18 protein-coding genes are annotated in these 17,766 nt (G+C 36.0%); 10 read left to right on the plus strand and 8 right to left on the minus strand.

Annotated elements, in window-relative coordinates; translation table 11 throughout:
- Nucleotides 1-21: 21 nt before the first annotated feature.
- The 4 genes from BN3261_RS01495 to BN3261_RS01510 all read right to left on the minus strand — a co-directional run bounded on the left by BN3261_RS01495 (nucleotide 22) and on the right by BN3261_RS01510 (nucleotide 4,467).
- Entirely contained in the window at nucleotides 22-2,028 is a 2,007-nt protein-coding gene (locus tag BN3261_RS01495; RefSeq protein ID WP_025579348.1) for a VirD4-like conjugal transfer protein, CD1115 family, read from the minus strand.
- Nucleotides 2,018-3,085 (minus strand): hypothetical protein, encoded by a 1,068-nt coding sequence (locus BN3261_RS01500; RefSeq protein WP_059086835.1) that lies wholly within the window; start codon nucleotides 3,083-3,085, stop codon nucleotides 2,018-2,020. The genes BN3261_RS01495 and BN3261_RS01500 overlap by 11 nt, the downstream gene beginning before the upstream one ends.
- A gap of 178 nt (nucleotides 3,086-3,263) precedes the next feature.
- On the minus strand, nucleotides 3,264-3,929 hold the full coding sequence (locus tag BN3261_RS01505; protein WP_015526862.1) for a DUF6100 family protein: 666 nt from the start codon (nucleotides 3,927-3,929) through the stop codon (nucleotides 3,264-3,266).
- Between the two features lie 7 nt (nucleotides 3,930-3,936).
- The gene (locus tag BN3261_RS01510) at nucleotides 3,937-4,467 is read right to left on the minus strand and encodes a DUF5697 family protein (protein ID WP_015526863.1); all 531 of its coding nucleotides are present in this window, start codon (nucleotides 4,465-4,467) and stop codon (nucleotides 3,937-3,939) included.
- A gap of 389 nt (nucleotides 4,468-4,856) precedes the next feature.
- Between BN3261_RS01510 and BN3261_RS01515 the strand changes: the two genes are divergently transcribed.
- The 8 genes from BN3261_RS01515 to BN3261_RS01545 all read left to right on the plus strand — a co-directional run bounded on the left by BN3261_RS01515 (nucleotide 4,857) and on the right by BN3261_RS01545 (nucleotide 12,048).
- Complete coding sequence (locus BN3261_RS01515; RefSeq protein ID WP_059085306.1) at nucleotides 4,857-6,476, plus strand: ATP-binding cassette domain-containing protein; 1,620 nt, start codon at nucleotides 4,857-4,859, stop codon at nucleotides 6,474-6,476.
- 43 nt (nucleotides 6,477-6,519) lie between these two features.
- Complete coding sequence (locus BN3261_RS01520) at nucleotides 6,520-7,389, plus strand: hypothetical protein (RefSeq protein WP_059085307.1); 870 nt, start codon at nucleotides 6,520-6,522, stop codon at nucleotides 7,387-7,389.
- 19 nt (nucleotides 7,390-7,408) lie between these two features.
- The gene (locus BN3261_RS01525) at nucleotides 7,409-8,440 is read left to right on the plus strand and encodes a radical SAM/SPASM domain-containing protein (protein ID WP_015526870.1); all 1,032 of its coding nucleotides are present in this window, start codon (nucleotides 7,409-7,411) and stop codon (nucleotides 8,438-8,440) included.
- A gap of 72 nt (nucleotides 8,441-8,512) precedes the next feature.
- On the plus strand, nucleotides 8,513-8,683 hold the full coding sequence (locus tag BN3261_RS17605; protein WP_015526871.1) for a hypothetical protein: 171 nt from the start codon (nucleotides 8,513-8,515) through the stop codon (nucleotides 8,681-8,683).
- An 84-nt stretch (nucleotides 8,684-8,767) separates the two neighbouring features.
- Nucleotides 8,768-9,451 (plus strand): ABC transporter ATP-binding protein, encoded by a 684-nt coding sequence (locus BN3261_RS01530; protein WP_059085308.1) that lies wholly within the window; start codon nucleotides 8,768-8,770, stop codon nucleotides 9,449-9,451.
- Nucleotides 9,452-9,455: 4 nt separating this feature from the next.
- A complete protein-coding gene (locus BN3261_RS01535) occupies nucleotides 9,456-10,208 on the plus strand; it encodes an ABC transporter permease (protein ID WP_059085309.1) in 753 nt (250 codons plus the stop codon).
- A gap of 13 nt (nucleotides 10,209-10,221) precedes the next feature.
- Nucleotides 10,222-10,632 carry a DUF1648 domain-containing protein gene (locus tag BN3261_RS01540; RefSeq protein WP_059085310.1) on the plus strand — a complete coding sequence of 137 codons (411 nt, stop codon included), beginning with the start codon at nucleotides 10,222-10,224 and terminating at the stop codon, nucleotides 10,630-10,632.
- A gap of 3 nt (nucleotides 10,633-10,635) precedes the next feature.
- Nucleotides 10,636-12,048, plus strand: a complete 1,413-nt coding sequence (locus tag BN3261_RS01545) for a B12-binding domain-containing radical SAM protein (RefSeq protein ID WP_110925732.1) — start codon at nucleotides 10,636-10,638, stop codon at nucleotides 12,046-12,048.
- A 240-nt stretch (nucleotides 12,049-12,288) separates the two neighbouring features.
- On the opposite strand, the gene BN3261_RS01550 is transcribed toward BN3261_RS01545, so the two are convergent.
- The 4 genes from BN3261_RS01550 to BN3261_RS01565 form a co-directional block, all read right to left on the minus strand.
- On the minus strand, nucleotides 12,289-12,798 hold the full coding sequence (locus tag BN3261_RS01550; protein ID WP_139009993.1) for a hypothetical protein: 510 nt from the start codon (nucleotides 12,796-12,798) through the stop codon (nucleotides 12,289-12,291).
- Nucleotides 12,799-13,022: 224 nt separating this feature from the next.
- A complete protein-coding gene (locus BN3261_RS01555; protein ID WP_015526878.1) occupies nucleotides 13,023-13,556 on the minus strand; it encodes a hypothetical protein in 534 nt (177 codons plus the stop codon).
- A complete protein-coding gene (locus BN3261_RS01560) occupies nucleotides 13,556-14,773 on the minus strand; it encodes a MarR family transcriptional regulator (protein WP_059085312.1) in 1,218 nt (405 codons plus the stop codon). Before BN3261_RS01560 ends, BN3261_RS01555 begins: the two co-directional genes overlap by 1 nt.
- Nucleotides 14,774-15,159: 386 nt before the next feature.
- Complete coding sequence (locus tag BN3261_RS01565; RefSeq protein WP_173733878.1) at nucleotides 15,160-15,852, minus strand: FadR/GntR family transcriptional regulator; 693 nt, start codon at nucleotides 15,850-15,852, stop codon at nucleotides 15,160-15,162.
- A 295-nt stretch (nucleotides 15,853-16,147) separates the two neighbouring features.
- Between BN3261_RS01565 and BN3261_RS01570 the strand changes: the two genes are divergently transcribed.
- Together BN3261_RS01570 and BN3261_RS01575 are read left to right on the plus strand one after the other, a co-directional pair.
- Nucleotides 16,148-17,503: a GntP family permease gene (locus tag BN3261_RS01570; RefSeq protein WP_059085313.1), complete on the plus strand. Its 1,356-nt coding sequence runs from the start codon at nucleotides 16,148-16,150 to the stop codon at nucleotides 17,501-17,503.
- A gap of 13 nt (nucleotides 17,504-17,516) precedes the next feature.
- Nucleotides 17,517-17,753, plus strand: coding sequence for an HPr family phosphocarrier protein (locus BN3261_RS01575; protein WP_059085314.1), 237 nt, complete (start codon nucleotides 17,517-17,519; stop codon nucleotides 17,751-17,753).
- Nucleotides 17,754-17,766 lie beyond the last annotated feature (13 nt).

A 17,766-nucleotide genomic window follows, 5' to 3' on the forward strand; every position in this document is an offset into this window, starting at 1 on the left:
GTTATCTCCTTTCAAAATGTGTTATGACATGATGGAATCTTTATCTAAAGGAACCATGCCAGAGTCGGGGGAATCTTCTATAAAATTTTCCTGAAAGAAATCCTCCATAAAATCATCGGGAGTAGGTTCCTGATAAACGGGTTCGGATGTAAAATGTGGTTTCTGTTTTGCTATTGACGCAGAAGATGAACGGCGTTTCCTTTTGGCTGATCCGGGTGAGGGCTGTGGTCGATACTCTGTTTCTTCCGAAGACCCATTTTTGCGCCATTCAGGTATGTGTTCCGATGCTTTTCTTGGTGTCAGCTTTTTGGCATCTGGATGCAGGGTATAATCGTACTTTTCTACTTTTAGGACTTTTTGCCCACGTAGGATAACCAAAGCAGTATCAAGCGGGAGCCGCAAGATTTCATCTGGTGTTAAGAGTTTTCGTTTGCCGATAGATTTTGTCTGCCGGTATTCCGGTGTATAGTCGGATACCCGCCAGCTATTGAGCTGCTTGGCTTCGCTGCTTACCCCTACGGTCACATCGCCGCTGCGGTTGCTGATAAAGGTAGCAGTAACTTCATCTGTGCAGCCCAAAAAGAGCTGGGTATCACAGTTGCCAATGATTTCCTGCCATTGGTTATAAGGATAGCGGTTCTGCATCTGGGGCAAATTCTGAAAGATGCAGGAAATGCTGAGATTCCGGCTTCGGATTACACTGATTTTCTTATTCAGTTCCAGGATAGCTCCGGTGTTGGCAAGCTCATCAGCCAGTATATGTACAGCAACAGGAAGTTTTCCTTCTTCTCCATACTTATCTGCATAACGGACCAGTTTGATGAAGATGAAGGTCATAAACAGGGAAGATAAAAAATCGAAGGTGCTGTCCTGGTCTGAGGTAATGCAAAAGTAAGCACATTTCTGTTTCCCTGGAAGTGTCAGATCAATCTCATCATAAGAGGTAATCTGCCGAATGAGTTTATTCTGAAATACCTGAAGTCTGGCACCCAATCCGATAATAACTCCGCTTCGCACGGTATCACTGGCTTGTTTGTAGATGCAGTAAGGAACTTTTGCTGGATGGGACACTGGGAGCAGATCAAAAAGACTGTTCAGCTCCTTTTCGGAACTCATGGTCAGCAGCTTATAAACCTGTCCAATATTTCTGGCTTCCGGCGGAAAGCCCTGATCTACATAGAGAACCAGGGCTTTTAGCAGGTTCATCTCCGCATTATCCCAGAAATGATCTCCTTTTCCGGAACCTGTATTCTGGATAATGACATCTGCAAATACCTGAGCCATCGTTTCTTGTCCATTGATTTCACCCAGACAATTCCAACTATCCGAGTTTTCCGGATTGACCAGATTAAATGCTTTTACTACATAGCCCTCATTTTCCAGATAAGCAGACATGCTTTCATAGAGTTCGCTTTTGGGATCGGTAATGATTAAACTTTCCCCGGAAGCGTTGTTGCCTTCCTGCCCTCTGGCGACACACTGGAAAATCATATTCCTGGCAAATGCCCTGGATTTCATGGAACCGCTGGCACCATACACGGCGATATTTTTATTCATTCGTGTTTGATATGGAAGACATACGGCTTTGCCATTTAATTTTCCTAAAATGGTTCCTTTATTTTTCTTGACATCTCCGGTCAGTTCCAAAACTTTCATCATTTCATCTGGAGTCATGAATCCGGATGTACCGTAGGTTCCTTTTGTAGAGTAATTTAAGTTCCGGTCATGGTCACTAATCTCCCCGTTTCTGTCATATCCCATACGCATAAGTAAAAAAGTAAGAAGCCCAAAGAGAACCAGGCAAAGAAAAATCCCATACAAATTGTATGGGAAATCGGTAAGGGCAGTATGAAAGCATACCAATGGGTGTAAAGAAGCTGCTTGCGGATAGGTTCCGTTGCCGGCAAAGTTTCCGGCAGAAGTCCATTCCTGATAGTTTTTAATAAATTGTGCTGCGTATCCTCCGGCATACAGAGTGCAGACGCTTATGGGAAGCAAAAACAGGAACTTCCACCATTTACGGTTCATTGAAAAACCTCCTTTTAAACTTTTGAAAATCAATGCTGGAGAAGTGTATATCTGCAGTCAGGTATTTTTTCAGGCAGGGAAGCTGAAAGTCAAAGCAAATCAGGTTCCCGGATAGCCCATATACATTTAATCCAGTATTGAAGCGGTTGATACGCTGCATGTCAAAATCATACGCAAGCAAAATAGGGTTTTCCTGGCTGTCTATTCCATCATGTTCAATTGGCAGATCCTCACGCTGGGGAAAACAGTCGGACAGTAGTAACTGATTAAGCTGCATCATACGCTGGGGTTGTACCAATAAACGGAGCAGGTATTCTCCGTAGCTGTTATTGGGCAGGAAATAGAAGTGTTCATACGCAGTATCCAGCATGAACAGTGTTTTTTTGTATCCCCCGGTACTGGTAAGGAGACGGAAAGCCATATCCATATCACTGCCGGTCATGATGGCATAAACGGTAGGCGGGCCATGGTAAGGAAGTCCTTGAAGATAGTGCTGCAAAAAAGCATTGAGTCGGACTTCCGTTTTGTATTCCCATTTTAGAAGTGTATTTCCGGTATTATAAACAGCATAGACACAGTGAGGAGCCATCAGGATTCCCATACTACGGGAATTTTTGATTTTAGTAGTGGATGCTCTAAGATTTTTTATTTCCCTAGAAGAGTAAAACAGAGGAAGGCTTCGCATAGGAAACGTAGCCGCTTCGCCGGATTCAGAAAAAAGCAGGGGCTTTTCATCTGGAAAGAATGGGATTCCAGCATGGGAAAGCGTCAAATAGGTTTCTGCTTTTTGATGAAGTCGCAGCCGTCTTGGTAATTCGCTACGTATGAGGTTGGTTTCTGCATTTCCGGTTAAATAGTTTTGAAAACGACAGGAATTTTGCGAAAGCAGCAGTTCTTTTGCCCGTTTGGTAAGGCGATAACCTCGTAGGCCATCTTTATAGTGTGTTCTTATAAGCTTACTCTGCTTTAAATCTGTAACCACCTTCTCTGCATAGGAATCACTCTCAATCAATCTGTTAAGCTGTCCGGAAGGGAATTCCCCACATAGTCCAACCATTTCCAAAAGCTGATATTTTATAGAATCGGTTTTTATCAAATAAGCATCACCTCAGTTCGATTTTTACCTATGACAGCCTATACTTGGGTAAAGTAAGGGCGGTATTAAGCATAAAAAATGCAAAGAATATGGCTTCTTTGCAGAAAAATTACCTATATCGGAAAAAGAAAGAAAAATATCAGGAAATTTCCGATATGGTTTTGATAGACGATTTTCTATTTTTCAGCCAGCCAGGAAAGATTTCCGGTTTCATTACAAAGATAACGGTGTGATCGTAATTCCCCAGTTCTGTAGTGTGATAGGAGTCGCAAAAGAGTCCCGTATCATCAACCAGAACATAGGAAGCGATAGTATCTAAAATCTGTTTGAACTCCAAATTATCGTAATCACGTATTCGTTGTAAAGAAAGGCTCTGGTCATAAATTTGACTGAAACAGACCACACATCTTTTATATAACGGAATAGAATGTTCTGTCACATAAGTCTGCAAGGCAAGGTTTAATGGCTCATGTAGAAAAGCGGTGTTGGTTCGCAATTTACGTTTGGGCAGTAGCCCTGGCATGGTAATGGAAAGAACACTATTTGAAAAAGAGATTTTGATTCCCTGCACAGCCGCAGCCTGTTTCAGATAGTCTTTCTTTCCAGTATCAGTTGTGGTATATACCAGATTTCTGAGCTGGCAGGCAATCCTTTCAGAACGTAGGGCAGCACTGATACTCAGCTCTTCGTATTTGTCGGCATACGCTTGAATATCTGTTGTTTTCAATGCAAAAATAGTGTTGTGAAGTTTTTGGACTTCATCATCAATGCTCTGTAAACGGTCAAAAACAGTTTTGGTGTTCATACATACCTCATTTCTTTGCATAATAGCTGACAGATCCGGTAGAGGAGTCTACAAGGCAAAAGGCAATCACACCTGTGATATGGATTTTTGCAGCCTGTTCTTCCGTTTCTAATACTACCAGCCGTTTAGCATCGCTTTTTGTCTGGCTTTCCATGACATGATTGATAAGATATTCTTGTTCCTGGGGGACATAGAGGACTTCATACCACTCATCTTTAGAGAAAAAGTTCAGTTTTACAGGAAATTCACCGTCAGTATGGTACATAATGGCTGTTTTGAAGTCCAAAAGCACCCAAAAGGATGCAATCATGCCATAATCAGGATTGTTTGCAGATTCCTGGCTGTCGCAGAGAAGCCCGTTCTCCTTATCATAGATAATGCGTTTTTGTTTTACCAGACTTGTGATCAGAGATTTGATAGACTCTCTGTTTTTGGAAAAGAGCCGTAAGACCTGTTCATATTGCAGCGAATGGTAAGTTGTAATGAACCGGAGCAGTTGGGCACCTTCCCCTTGATAGATTTCATTTCTTGTTTTCATGGTAATCTCCCTTCATTATATAAATAGGAAGTTTTACTTACACTGTACGCACAGAATACGTTTTATTTTAGGGGAAGTACGCTGTACGTACTGTGTAAGTATTGGCTACTGTCAGCGAAAGGTTTACGGGTACAAAAAAAGCACCAATTAAGGTGCCGGTAAAAAATAGGAATACTATAAGCAATATCAATTGTAACATGGGTAAGATAACCCTTCAATCGCAGAAGTGTGCCAAGTTGAAGTAAAATATAAGAAGTAAATGTGCCAAATAGAAAAAAAAAAGTGCATTTTAAACAAAAAATATGGGAAGTATATAGGAACTATGGTAATGTGGGAAAAACAAAAATTTATAATGAAATGATATATGAAATTTTGATAAAGAGGTATTTATGGAACTATTACGGTTTGTGTATAAAAATTTTTGTGAAAATAAAAGGCTTTTAATTTTTATAATTATGGGGAATTTCCTGACTTTTGTATTAGCATTAGTTGTTCCGTATTTGAACGGTTTTTACTTTAATATAGTGATATATACACCAAGTAAAGAAAAAATAATTAAATTTGGTTGTTTAATAGTGGGGCTAGGGGTGATAACTACGATGTTGACATATTGTTTTAATATTTATAAAACTAAAGTTCAGTCCCAACTTGTATTTAAAACAATGAATGAAATTATAAGGTGTGTACAATATTCCGACTATAGCGAAAGTAGTAAATTTAATCCATCTTATTTACATCAAAAGATCAATATTGATGCAAATAAAATATGGTCTTTTGTTTTTGATAATATTATAAGTAGTGTATTTCAGAGTTTAACTATAATTGGGGTAATAATAGCAATTGGAAAAATAAATAAAAAAATATTTTTACTTATAATGTTCATAGTTCCAGCTTACATACTTAGTTATTATTATTTAAAAAAACCGTTGTATGAGCAAAGTACTAGATATAAAGAAGAACAGTCTGCATATTACAAGCATATTAATGAACAATTTGAATTTATAAAAAAAATAAAGTTATGGGCTGATTATAAAAATAAGGAAAACAAAAGAAGAAGAGAGTTTGGGAAATATTTAGAAGAATTCATGAAGTATACTAAGCTTTCATATTTTTACAATTCTTTAGAGAGTATCATTACGCTTGTTTTTAAATCAACAGCATTAATAGTTGGTGGTATTGAGATGATTTCTGGAAACTTAACATTAGGAGAGTTTTTGATAATTTCATCATATTTTGGAATGCTGATACAGAGTATTAAATTTTTCTTTTCCTTTGGGCAAGTATACCAAGATGCAAAAAATTCTTTTGATTGGATTACAAAAATAAAAAATTTGGAGAAGGAGCAGTACGGAACAAAAATAGTTAATCAAAAGATTAATAGAGTTAAAATTAGTAGATTAGAATTCAGTTATGATAATAAAAAAATTTTAACAAATTATAATGAAGAATTTATGGAAGGAATTAATCTGATCATGGGAGCGAATGGTAGCGGAAAATCAACCCTTTTATATCTTTTGTGTGGTTTATTACACACTAAAAAGAAGGGAAACATTGAGTTTAATAATATTCCTATTTCAGAAGTAGAAATTGAATCCTTGAGAAAAAATAAAATATCTATATATATACAAAATCAAAATGAAATGGATATAACGGTAAAAGAGATGTTAGCAGAACGTTTTGATATAGGTGCTCTTGAAATATTGATAAAACAGTATCATTTAGAAAATATATATTTGACGAATCAATTTAATATTTTGCATTATTTAGATAGAGCATTTCATGAATTATCGGGTGGGGAAATGCAAAGAATTCAACTGTTACCAGTATTATTAAAAAATACAGATATTATGATTTTGGATGAACCAACATCTGATTTAGATATGAAAACAAAGGAAATATTATCAGAGATTCTTTGGGAGTTAGGAAGGGAAAGGATAATTTTTATAGTAACTCATGAAAGAAATCTTTTTGAAAGATTTTCTGATATAAAAACTATTTATCTAAAATAAAAGAAAGGAGAACTCAGTAGTTAATATCAAAGGAGGTAAGTATATGTTTTACGATAATATAAGTTTAACTAATAAGGAAAAACTATTAAAGAGTATTCCTAAATTTGAGGAAGAAAGAATATTTTATTTCCGACATGAAAAAGGTAATAAAAAAAGTTTTGCTATTGTAAACGGAAAGACTCAAGAAATGGTTATGAATGGAGAAGCATGGGAAATACTTAAGCTATGCAATGGAGAAAGGATAGTAGAACAAATCAAAGAAGATTTTGCAACAAGATATTCATATATGAATCCTACGGCTGATTTTCTTAAAGATGTTGTGGTTACATTGTTTGCATTTGATAAATTATGGGCTTTGTCATGGGGAAAGGGAGGATCACCATTTATGGTAAACGGAACTATAAAATTAAATGAAAAATATGATTTGATTTGGGCAACTGAAGATGACATTAGGGAAATATTTGCTGCATATAAAATGTATGCAGATAATACAGAATATACATATCATAATTGCCCAGCAAATAGGAATAAAGGATTGAGTGATTACCAAAAAGAAACTGTACTAAGGAGCAAGATGTTTTATTATAAAGAGGATTTTTTTGTGTTAAAAGATAGAGAAGGAAATGTAATGGGAATAACATCTATATCCAATAATCACCCAGAAACGGATATATTAGAAATTACAACATTATTAGTTCCAGAAGAAATATTGGAACAAGTACTTATAGGGTGTGAACAACTATTGAAGAGTTTGTATCCATTTAATATTTCTAAGTTGAGAATTAAAACGATAGGTTCAGATTTAGAAATGTTGGAAAAGCAGTTGTTTAATTGTGGGTTTAAAAAGGTTTCACAGTTAATGGATGAGTATGGAAAAGGAAATGACTTAATTATTTATGATTGGACAGTATGAGCATTAGAGAGGTATATATATGAATAGAAATATAGACTTTACAGTAGGACCATATCAGTTAGCTTTAGATATAACAAACAAATGTAATTTAAGATGTTTGCATTGTTACAATGCAAGTGGTGAAAACAGAGTAATGGAACATGAATTATCTGATGATGAGGTGATTAAATTTGTTAAAGATATTTTGCCTATGAAATTGTTGAATTTTTGTTTTTGTGGCGGAGAAACATTATTGAGAAAAGAACTTATCTGCAAATGTATAAAAATGTTAAGTAATTGCGGAGTCAGGACAGCAATAGTAACCAATGGCATTTTGGCATCAGAAAGTGTTATACGAGATTTATATCATTCGGGATTGAATAGCATACAGTTTAGCGTAGATGGTGCTAAAGCGGAGAGCCATGATAAATTAAGAAATAAGACAGGCGTTTATGACAGCGTGTTTAGAGCCATAGATATTGTTAGAAAGTATGATATGGAAATGTCGATTGCATTTACACCAACATCATTTAACATAGAGGAGTTGGAAGAATTACATACAAAATTAGAGTCAATGTCTTTTAATAATAAAATTGAGTTACGTGTACAGCCACTTATGCCATTAGGACGTGGGAATAAAAATTTAGAGAATATTTGTCCTACAGATATTCAATATAGAAAATTGGTAAACACAATTAATACGATTAATGCACGTAACCCAAGTATTAAAATTGTATGGGGAGATCCTGTTGATCATTTAATACGTTTTCCGGAACATACAGAACTACCGATGTATTATATAAGTATTCGTGCAAATGGAGATATTGTTACAAGCCCTTACCTGCCATTAGTTGTTGGAAACATCAGAAATCATAGTATTGAAGAGTACTGGAATGGTGGTTTATATGAATTATGGAAGAAAAAGATTCCTTGTTATATGGCAGCATTTATTAAATCAGTTGGAGACATGGGGAGAATCACAGAAAAATTTCCTGCTACGTTCATGGATGATATTTACATTGATATGTTAGAAAAGGATTTGGATGATTTGAGTCTTTTACCCAATAATTGAGATATATGATAGAGTGTTTTATCATACGTGAGTATTTTGATAAAACAAATATTTATGAAAGGAGGAAACCGTATGGGCGAGGATATGAATGGATATCAGCCACCGGTAGTGGAAGGTTTGGATGGTGATGACAGTAGTGGAGTTTCAACTTATGGTACAGAATGGGTATGGGAAACATATTATGTTACCTATGTTAACGGAGCTGTAGCTGGAGATACGGTTATCATTACAATTAATATTTAAGCCTAAACTATGGTAGCATTGAGGATTTTAGTATTTTTAAATACTAAAATCCTCTCTTAAATTATTTAAAGGAGCATTCTAATAGTGGAAGATATTATTTTAAAATGTGAAAGAATCGAAAAAAAGTATAGTAAAACAAAAGCTTTAGATAATATAAATTTATCAATATATACAGGCCATATTTATGCACTGATTGGAGAGAATGGTGCTGGAAAAACAACTCTCATGAGAATTATATCGGGACTTATTGGATCTGATAATGGAAAAATGGAGTTAAAAAGCAAAAATATAGGTGCTTTGATAGAAAAACCAGCGTTTTATCCGGGGCTTACGGCAAAAGAAAATATAAAAATTATAAGTTTGATGAGAAGCACTTTGATAGAAAAAGAAATTGTGGAGCTTGCAATGAAATTTGGAATTTGGGAAAATCATAAAAAAGTAAAAAATTATTCACTAGGCATGAAGCAAAAATTAGGTATTATCCTTGCTTTAATTGGGAAACCACAATTATTGGTATTAGATGAGCCATTAAATGGGTTAGATCCTAAAAGTACTATTCAGATACGAAAACTTTTAAGTGATTTAAGAGAAAAAGGTATTACAATTTTAATTTCAAGCCACATATTAGATGAATTATTTAGGGTAGCCACAGATTATATTTTTATATCCCAAGGGACTATTAAGAAGAATTTTACGTATGAGGAAATTGTTCATAAATATCCGGATAAGATGCCAGAAGAAATATATTTAGATATATTGGAGGAATGAGTATATGTTAGATGCTATCAGAAGCGAGCAATATAAAACACGCCACACAAAAATTTTTACTATACTCTGTGTGGGAGCATTAGTATTAGGAGTAATTACAGTTTATATGAATCATTCTATGTATATGGCGGGAAAGATAAAGGAGTTGTCAGGGGAAAATGCACTAAAAAGTGGTATGAGTAATATTAGTGTTGCAATAATCTTGTGTTCTATATTTTTGGATGTTAATTTAGGTAGCGAGTTTCAAAACAGAACATTACAATTAAGTGCATCTTTTGGCAATAATAGAAAAATAATTTTTGTCAGTAAAGGGATAGTTAATATTTTTTATAGTGTTATTTTATCTTTTTTATATCCAATGGTATTAACATGTGTAACAACCATGCTTTATGGATGGACGAATGATACTTTTTCATTTGGAATGATATTTTTAAAACTATTGGTTACTATTCTATTGGAAATTACTATATTTCTTATGTGTTTTGGAGTGGAATTTATAATGGAGGGATCCAAAGCTGGACTGTTATTTAATGTATTGGTAATAGGGATTGGTTTTCCTATATTACAATCATTAGGAGAAAAAATAAATCTTATTAAGAGAATTTTAGAAGTTACACCTATAGGTTATTTAGATGTTTGGGTAAAACAAGATATTGATATTAACTTTATTGCTAAAATATTGATAATTGTAGTAGTGTGGAGTATTTCTACATTGAGTTTATCGTATATAATATTTAAAAGACGTGATTTGAAGTGAAAGGGGTAATTATATGAAAAGGAAGGATAAGTTTACAGTAGTATCTATTATTGTAACGATAGTTTGTATACTTGTTAGTATAATATTTTTCTTTTTGGTTCCTAATAAAATATCAATTCAGTGGAGTGCAGCAGAACCCAGTAATATAGTTAGTAAGACATATATTTTTATTATGCCAATCATCTCTGTGCTTACCCTCAGCATAGGAAAAAAAATATTTAGGTTTGTTGTATATAAATATTTCCAAAGAGAAAATGAGAAATTTATTTCGTATTTGAACATGTATTTTAATATAGTTTTTTTGACATGTGAATTGTATGTTATTGCGTATGTTTATGGAGTCCGTTTAACTATTAGTTCGATAATACTTGCAGAAATAGTTATTGGGGCTGCTGTAGGAATAAAGATATTAAAAAGGAGATAATTTATGAAAGTTTTAATAGTTGCGTTACCACAAAAGATAAGTAAAAATCAATTTGAACCTTTGGAATTAGCACCGATGGCAATTTATCTTTTGGCTTCTATATTAATGAAAAATAAACATGAAGTAAGCATAATTGATCCTTGCGAATTTATCCAGTATGAACACAAGGGGGATATAGAGGAATTATGCGCTCAGTATATAATGAAAAAAATTTCTAGTAAAGATATACAGTTGATTGCGTTTTCAGTCAATTCTTTTAATTGGTCTAATACAAAGGTTATTATCCAACGAATAGCGGATAATTTTCCAGACGTTAAAATAGCATTGGGTGGGTTGCACCCATCAATATTTGATAAACATGTTTTAGAATCATCAGATGCCCATATAGTTATGCGTGGTGAGGGTGAAAAGATTATTGTGAATTTATGCAATGCTCTTGAGTATAATATGACATTAGAGGGTGTTAAAGGTATTACTTATAAACTGAATGGTAATGTGTTACGAAATGAAGATGAAATAGAACTAACAGTCGAAGAAATGGAAAATACACCGTATCCAGCATATGAATTATTACCTTCATCCAATCCATATACACAGTTGCCGGTAGAAACTTCTAGAGGGTGTCGTTTTAGTTGCGCTTTTTGTTCCATACCCCATAGGAGAAACTGGAGAGGTTTATCTGTTGAGCATGTAATTAAACGTGTTAAGCATGCACTGCAGTTTAAAGATAACATAAATAGAGGGACTAGATTACTATTCGTAGATGATTGTTTTACGGCAAATGGAGAAAGAGCTATTAATGTTTTTAAAAAGTTGCATCGTTTGTATGGTTATACCGAAAAGGTATTTATCGAAGCAAGAGTTACTGATATATTAAAGAATCAAATATTACAGAATATACCACTGCAAATGGTTTCATCTATGCAAATAGGTGTAGAATGTGGGTATAATGAAGGATTGAAAAAAATAAGAAAGGGGTTAACGGTAGAGCAACTTTTTAGTGCTTTAGAAATTTTAAAACAGTATCAATTTGATAAGCATTGTTTTCTTTCCTTTATTATAGGATTTCCATGGGAAACAATGGAAATGATCAATAAAACACTAGATACGATTGAATTAATATGTACAAAATATAAAATAGTGTGTAATTTGAATTGGTTATTATTGTTGCCTTCAGATTTATGGTGGGAAAAGGAAGATTTTAATATACATATTGAAGAAGATATGTTTGATAATTTATTATGGTATGCCAACAGTGATTATTTCTTTACAACACATCCGCTAATTAGCATGGAGGATATTATACAGGTTGAGAAGCGAATAGGGGCAATGCAAAGACAAGGAGGAACTGTAGCATATAGAAGAAGGATAGGAAATGAGGAAGATTATATAGAACCATCAGCATGCAGCGAATAAGGTGAAATTTTTTATATTAAGCTTTTATTTATTCAAGAACATAGAATTCTTAAGAATAGAAATATTCAAGGAACTCTATGTTCTTGCAATGGAGGGGGAAACGTTTTAACATGTTTAATTACTAAAAATGATAAGATGAAGAGTTAATCATCTTAAAGCACATTTAGAGAGAAATAAGTTTCCAAGTATTCTCGATGTTATAGTTTTGTAATTATTTAGTAGAACTCACTCAAGAAGTTATTAGTCTGTCTTTTTCTCGAACTTTTTGAGTTCTTCAATTTCTTTTTCTAATTTCTCAATTTTTTCTTTTAGCTCATTAGAAACACACTCATTCTTGTTTTTCTGAGGATCAATGCTTGAGAGAAAATCGGGAATAATACAAGCATCAAAAATGAAAAGAAAGGCAGTATATAATTGGATGATTAATTTAAGAGTGGGTTGATTGAAATCTGCAAGAGCCAGACAGGATGCAAACCATAAGCTGGCAAAAAAACTCATTTTCTTCAAATATTGTTTTCCGTGTTTATCAAGTATTAAAATCATTACTATGAATGCAAAACTTATAGCAAACCCTATTATTTGTAAAAAAAGTATAAACTCATTATCTGTCAAGTATTCTGACGAAATCAGAAGTACAAACATAAGAATGGTTATCCCCATCATGAATGGCCATTTTTTCAATGCATTGTACATTGCTTTTAATTGTTCTGCCACACTTTTAAATTCCTTAGGCATATCTAATTCTTTCACTCCGTTAGTCATTTGAAATAATAGGTAAAATTAGAGAAATCTCCCCTATTTTGTAAAGAAATTATTGGTTTTCAACTATCATATTATAGCAAATAAATATAAATAGAACAAGATGTGGTATTTGGAAACTTATAACTACTGTAAAAGGTACAATTGGGAAAATCAATTTTTATAGGCACTCATTTTAATATAGAGAATGAGTGCCTATATGGAAAATGTCGATTTTATTTTGGGAAAAACTTATTTAAAGTTTCCAGTGTCCCCTTTGCAGAAAATCCCCATAGTATGCTGCTAAGAGCGTTAATAGCAGCCTGCCTCCTTCGGTAGTACGTCCGGTAGGAGATACTGGGAACGTGCTTTTCCAACTCTTCCAGGATTTCCTCTGTGTTTTTCAGTTCATGGGGAGACAGAAAGGCGTAATATAATATCCAGTAATATTCTTCCCCATGTTTATGATTTTTCCGGAGCAGATCCACAGAAGAGAGAAGCAGCTTTATCATTTTGTTACTGCGGGCAATGCTTTTTGCCCATTCTTCAATCTGGCTGTCTCCCAGATCTGCTCCTGCAGCATAGATGGAATCTAGAAATTCGTCTACACTGGTGTTGTATTCCAGTTGGAATTGAATTTCCACCTGCCGGACAGCAACCATCAGGCTATAAGTAGAATCCCGGTAACAACGGAGCAGTTTATAGGTATCATGGTACAGCGGATTATTTTCTACTTCAGCAGAAACAGGGTGGTGATTTTTCTTTGCCATTATACAACCCCTCCTTTCAACAGAACTTCTGGGATTTCAGCGAAGGCAGGTAAGGTATGCTGCAGAGGCGGAGTATGCCCTGGGACGTTGGTGACGGCGGGATTTTCCGGTTTTAGTTTTAACTCAAACTGATAGGCGGCTTTCCCCCAGGGGCAGATAATACGTAGTGAATATAGATATATACTATCCTTGCAGGCTGATAAAGGAGATAATATATACTTTGTTTTGGGGCATCTACAACAAGAAATGCCTTGTATTTCCAGTATTTCAGCGACTTTGCGAACAATGGCTTTGATGTGTGATTCTGGAACGCAGGAGCCTTCCTGTGAAACGATGATTTGTTCGTCAGTAATAGATTCTGAAACGCATTCAGAATTGTTTTTAACAGGCAAGGTGTCTTCGGGTATATGTATTGGCAGTTGCATTTTCATGGCAATTTCCTCCTTATCAATCATGACATCACTGATATTAAACATAACGGACAGATAATTACGTAGATATACCATGCTGCCATGTTTCCCGGAATAGGAAATCAGTGTGATCATGTCGGTATCTTCAAGTTTTTTAAGCAGACGGGACACAGAAGATTTCGACTGTTTCCAACGTCTGGCAAGTTCCTGATAACTGAACAAGGGATTTCCAGTCTGATTGCGAAAATATACTACCGGACCGGCATCAGAGCCTTGCACAGATGGATCATTATAGACTGCATGAATCCAAAGATCCAAAAGAGCATCCATTTCCGAACATTTTCCTAGTCCGATTAGTTTATGAACATCTGCGATTGGAAAAAAGAAAAACCCGATGTCTTTTTTGCATGGGTAATTATGGGAAAGGGCAGTATTATCTTTTGGCCAGTCTTTGATCTTGTATTGGATAATCTTATTTTTTTCGTGTAGTGAGTAGGTTAGAAGGTTTTGCTCTACCAGGGTATCCAGTATGGATATAACCTGGTGCTGGAATTTTTGGCGGAAGTGAATCTGTAGTTCTTTAAGAGAACAGATCCATTCTCCAGGAACAACTTTGTAAGTAAGGTGTTCGATGTTCCGATAAGAGGAACTGTAATTTGCATAAGAACATAAAATGAGAAAATAAAAAAGACAGGAACCTCCGTTGGTACGGATGCTTCTGTCTTTCATAAGGGTTTGTATAAATTCCCGGTAAATCCGGCAGCGTGGAAAATCCACAATTTGTTTTAATTCTAATTGATAATTCACGATAAACCTCCATATAATATTGTAGTTGTAGTAAAATAATTGTAGACGAAAGATACTAAAATGTTTATAATATGCCCATAGGGGTGCTAAGTGGCATAGATTTGGCACAGTAAAATACCTGATATGGCATGAAAGCAACATGAAAATTAGGGTGGATATAAGGTGGACAGTTTGGAAAACCTTAGAGTTTTAGAGGGTTCCGAGGTTTTTTTCCGGGGTCTGCAACACCTCTATCCCCGGTTCAAATCCGGGTGGCACCTCTTAGAAAGCCCTGGAAAGATGAATTTCCAGGGCTTATTTTTACTATAAAAATGTACTTGCTGAAGACCGTGAAGCCAGACTTCTGAAAAATCGGACAGCATCCTTTCCGGATGCTGTCCGACAGATCAGGAATTTTTTTCTGTAAGCAGGATTCTTTTACGGTTATAAACCAGATGAAGGTACATGGCATCTTGGGCACGCAAAGCATCATGTTCTGCAATGGCATCTGCGATTTCACGATGTGTTTCAATTGTTTCTTCATGCAGAGCGCCACTGGTTGATTCGACAAATAATGGAATAGAACTGTTAATTACGGGAATCAGCCGCGGAACAACAACATTTTTGCTGCTCAGCGCGATCGCTGTATGAAATTCAATATCTTTCTGGGTATGGTCCGCATGTTTTTTTAATAATGCTTCAACATCATCACAAAGTGTGGTGATTTTTTTTATATCTTTTTTATTGGCGCGGGTGGCAGCCATTGCTGCAATAGAGGGTTCAAGCAGAAAACGGACTTCAAGAAGGTCATGGATCAGCTTCTGCTTGTTGCCGATAAAAGTTAATCCCAGCGGATCTTCCACCATTCCCGGAGATGATGCGATATAAGTTCCGGATCCCTGACGGATCGTCACGATATTTCTGGAAGCAAGAAGCTTCATTGCCTCGCGGACAGAGCTTCTTCCGGCATTCAGACGTTCGGACAGAACCGTTTCATTAGGCAGCTTGTCTCCAGGCTGCAGATTTTCCTTTAAAATAAATGCGATGATGTCTTCCGATAATTTTTGCGGAAGACTTTTTTCTTCTGATGACGAAATCATCATATGAGTTTCTCCATTTCTATTCGTTATTTCTTTTTATATTTTCCTTATATCTATAATAATTCCTTTAAACTATAATGTCAAAACGACAAAATACACAAAAAATAAGACGATAATTTAGATAAAATTACAGTATTGCGTTTTTGACAGAATGAATATATTATAAATACATCAGATGAATTGAAGCAAAAACAAAGAAAATCAGCACAATTCAAAAGAAAAAACAGCAGAAAGGTCAGATGTATTTAACGAAAAGTAAAACATCGGATGAATTAAGGAGGCAAAAGCAGAAAAAATGGAAGAAACAACATTTACAGCAGATCCAATGAGATTGATGCTTGCTGCGGCAGTGGGAATTGTGATCCTGCTGGTGCTGATCATCAAATTTAAACTGCATCCGGTTCTGTCAATGATGATTTCAGCGATCATCATCGGTGCAGGTGCCGGAATGCCACTGGAAATGATCTCAGACACAGTAGAAAAAGGTGTTGGAAAGACATTACAGGGAATCGCACTTCTGGTAGGACTGGGTTCCATGTTCGGCGGAATACTGGAAGTGAGCGGAGGAGCCCAAAGAATAGCGGAAACACTGATCGACAAATTCGGTCAGAAAAAAGCCGGATGGGCATTGGGACTTACCGGACTGGTGATCGGTACAACCGTATTTTTTGAAGCAGGTGTTGTAGTACTGATCCCACTGGTATTCAGTGTTGCAAAGCAGACAAAAAAATCCACACTGTATTATGCGATTCCGCTTCTTTCAGGTCTTGCCAGCGGATATGCTTTTGTACCGCCTTCTGCGGGATCTGTACTGGTTGCCAATGCACTTGGCGTAAACCTGGGAACTATGATCATGGTTGGAGTTCCAACTGCACTGATCTGTATGCTGGTTTCAGGAATTATCTGGGGAAATCTGGTTGGAAACAAAATTTTCACTGAACTTCCGGCCAATGTGGAAGAGATCAAAGATGATGGAAAAGAGTTGCCGCCATTTGGTCTGGTGCTTGGCGTGATACTGATCCCGCTTGTTCTGATCCTTCTCAGTACTGTATCTAAATACATGCCAATTCCGGCAGGAATACAGAGTTTTCTCGGATTTATCGGAAAACCGTTTCTGGCACTGACTATCGCAACGCTTGCAGCAATGTATTTTCTTGGAATCCGTCGTGGCTTTACCGGTGCACAGTTAAAGAAAATACTGGATCATTCACTGAGACCGGTTGGAATGATCCTTCTGGTCATCGCCAGCGGCGGAGTGATCCGATGGATGCTTCAGGATTCCGGCCTTGGAAATATTATCGGACCGGCCCTGGAAAAAAGCGGTCTTCCGCTGATCCTGATCGCGTTTCTGATCGCAATCCTGGTAAGGGCATCTGTGGGAAGCTCCATTGTGGCAATGACCATGGCATCAGGAATCATGGCGACTATGCCGGCAGTAATGGATACAAGCATGCTTTACAGAGCTGCTATGTGCTGTGCGATCTGCGGTGGTGCAACTGCATTGAGTCATGTAAATGATGCCGGATTCTGGCTGGTAAGTACTTTCCTTGAGATTGACGAAAAAACGACATTAAAATCCTGGACAATCATGGAAACACTGATCGGTGTTACAGCACTTGTTGTAGGCTTTGTTATTTCAATTTTTGCATAGGAGGCAGAGCGTAATGATAAAGATACCGGTTTATTTAAGAGACATGTATGATGCAAAGCATCTTGTACAGGCTGCATCCGGCTGCCGGAAGGATGTGGAACTGATCTGCGGAAGATATATCGTAGATGCAAAGTCCATGCTGGGAGTATTCAGCCTTCCTACATTTGATAATGTGGAAATCGGAGCAGAAGAAGAGGATGTAAAGGAACTTAGAGAAAAGCTGGAAAATCTGAATCTGATCAGAGAATAGGAAATGGAGGAAA

It is taken from the genome of Blautia massiliensis (ex Durand et al. 2017) (genome assembly GCF_001487165.1).
In the GTDB taxonomy this organism is placed as follows: Bacteria; Bacillota; Clostridia; order Lachnospirales; family Lachnospiraceae; genus Blautia_A; species Blautia_A fusiformis.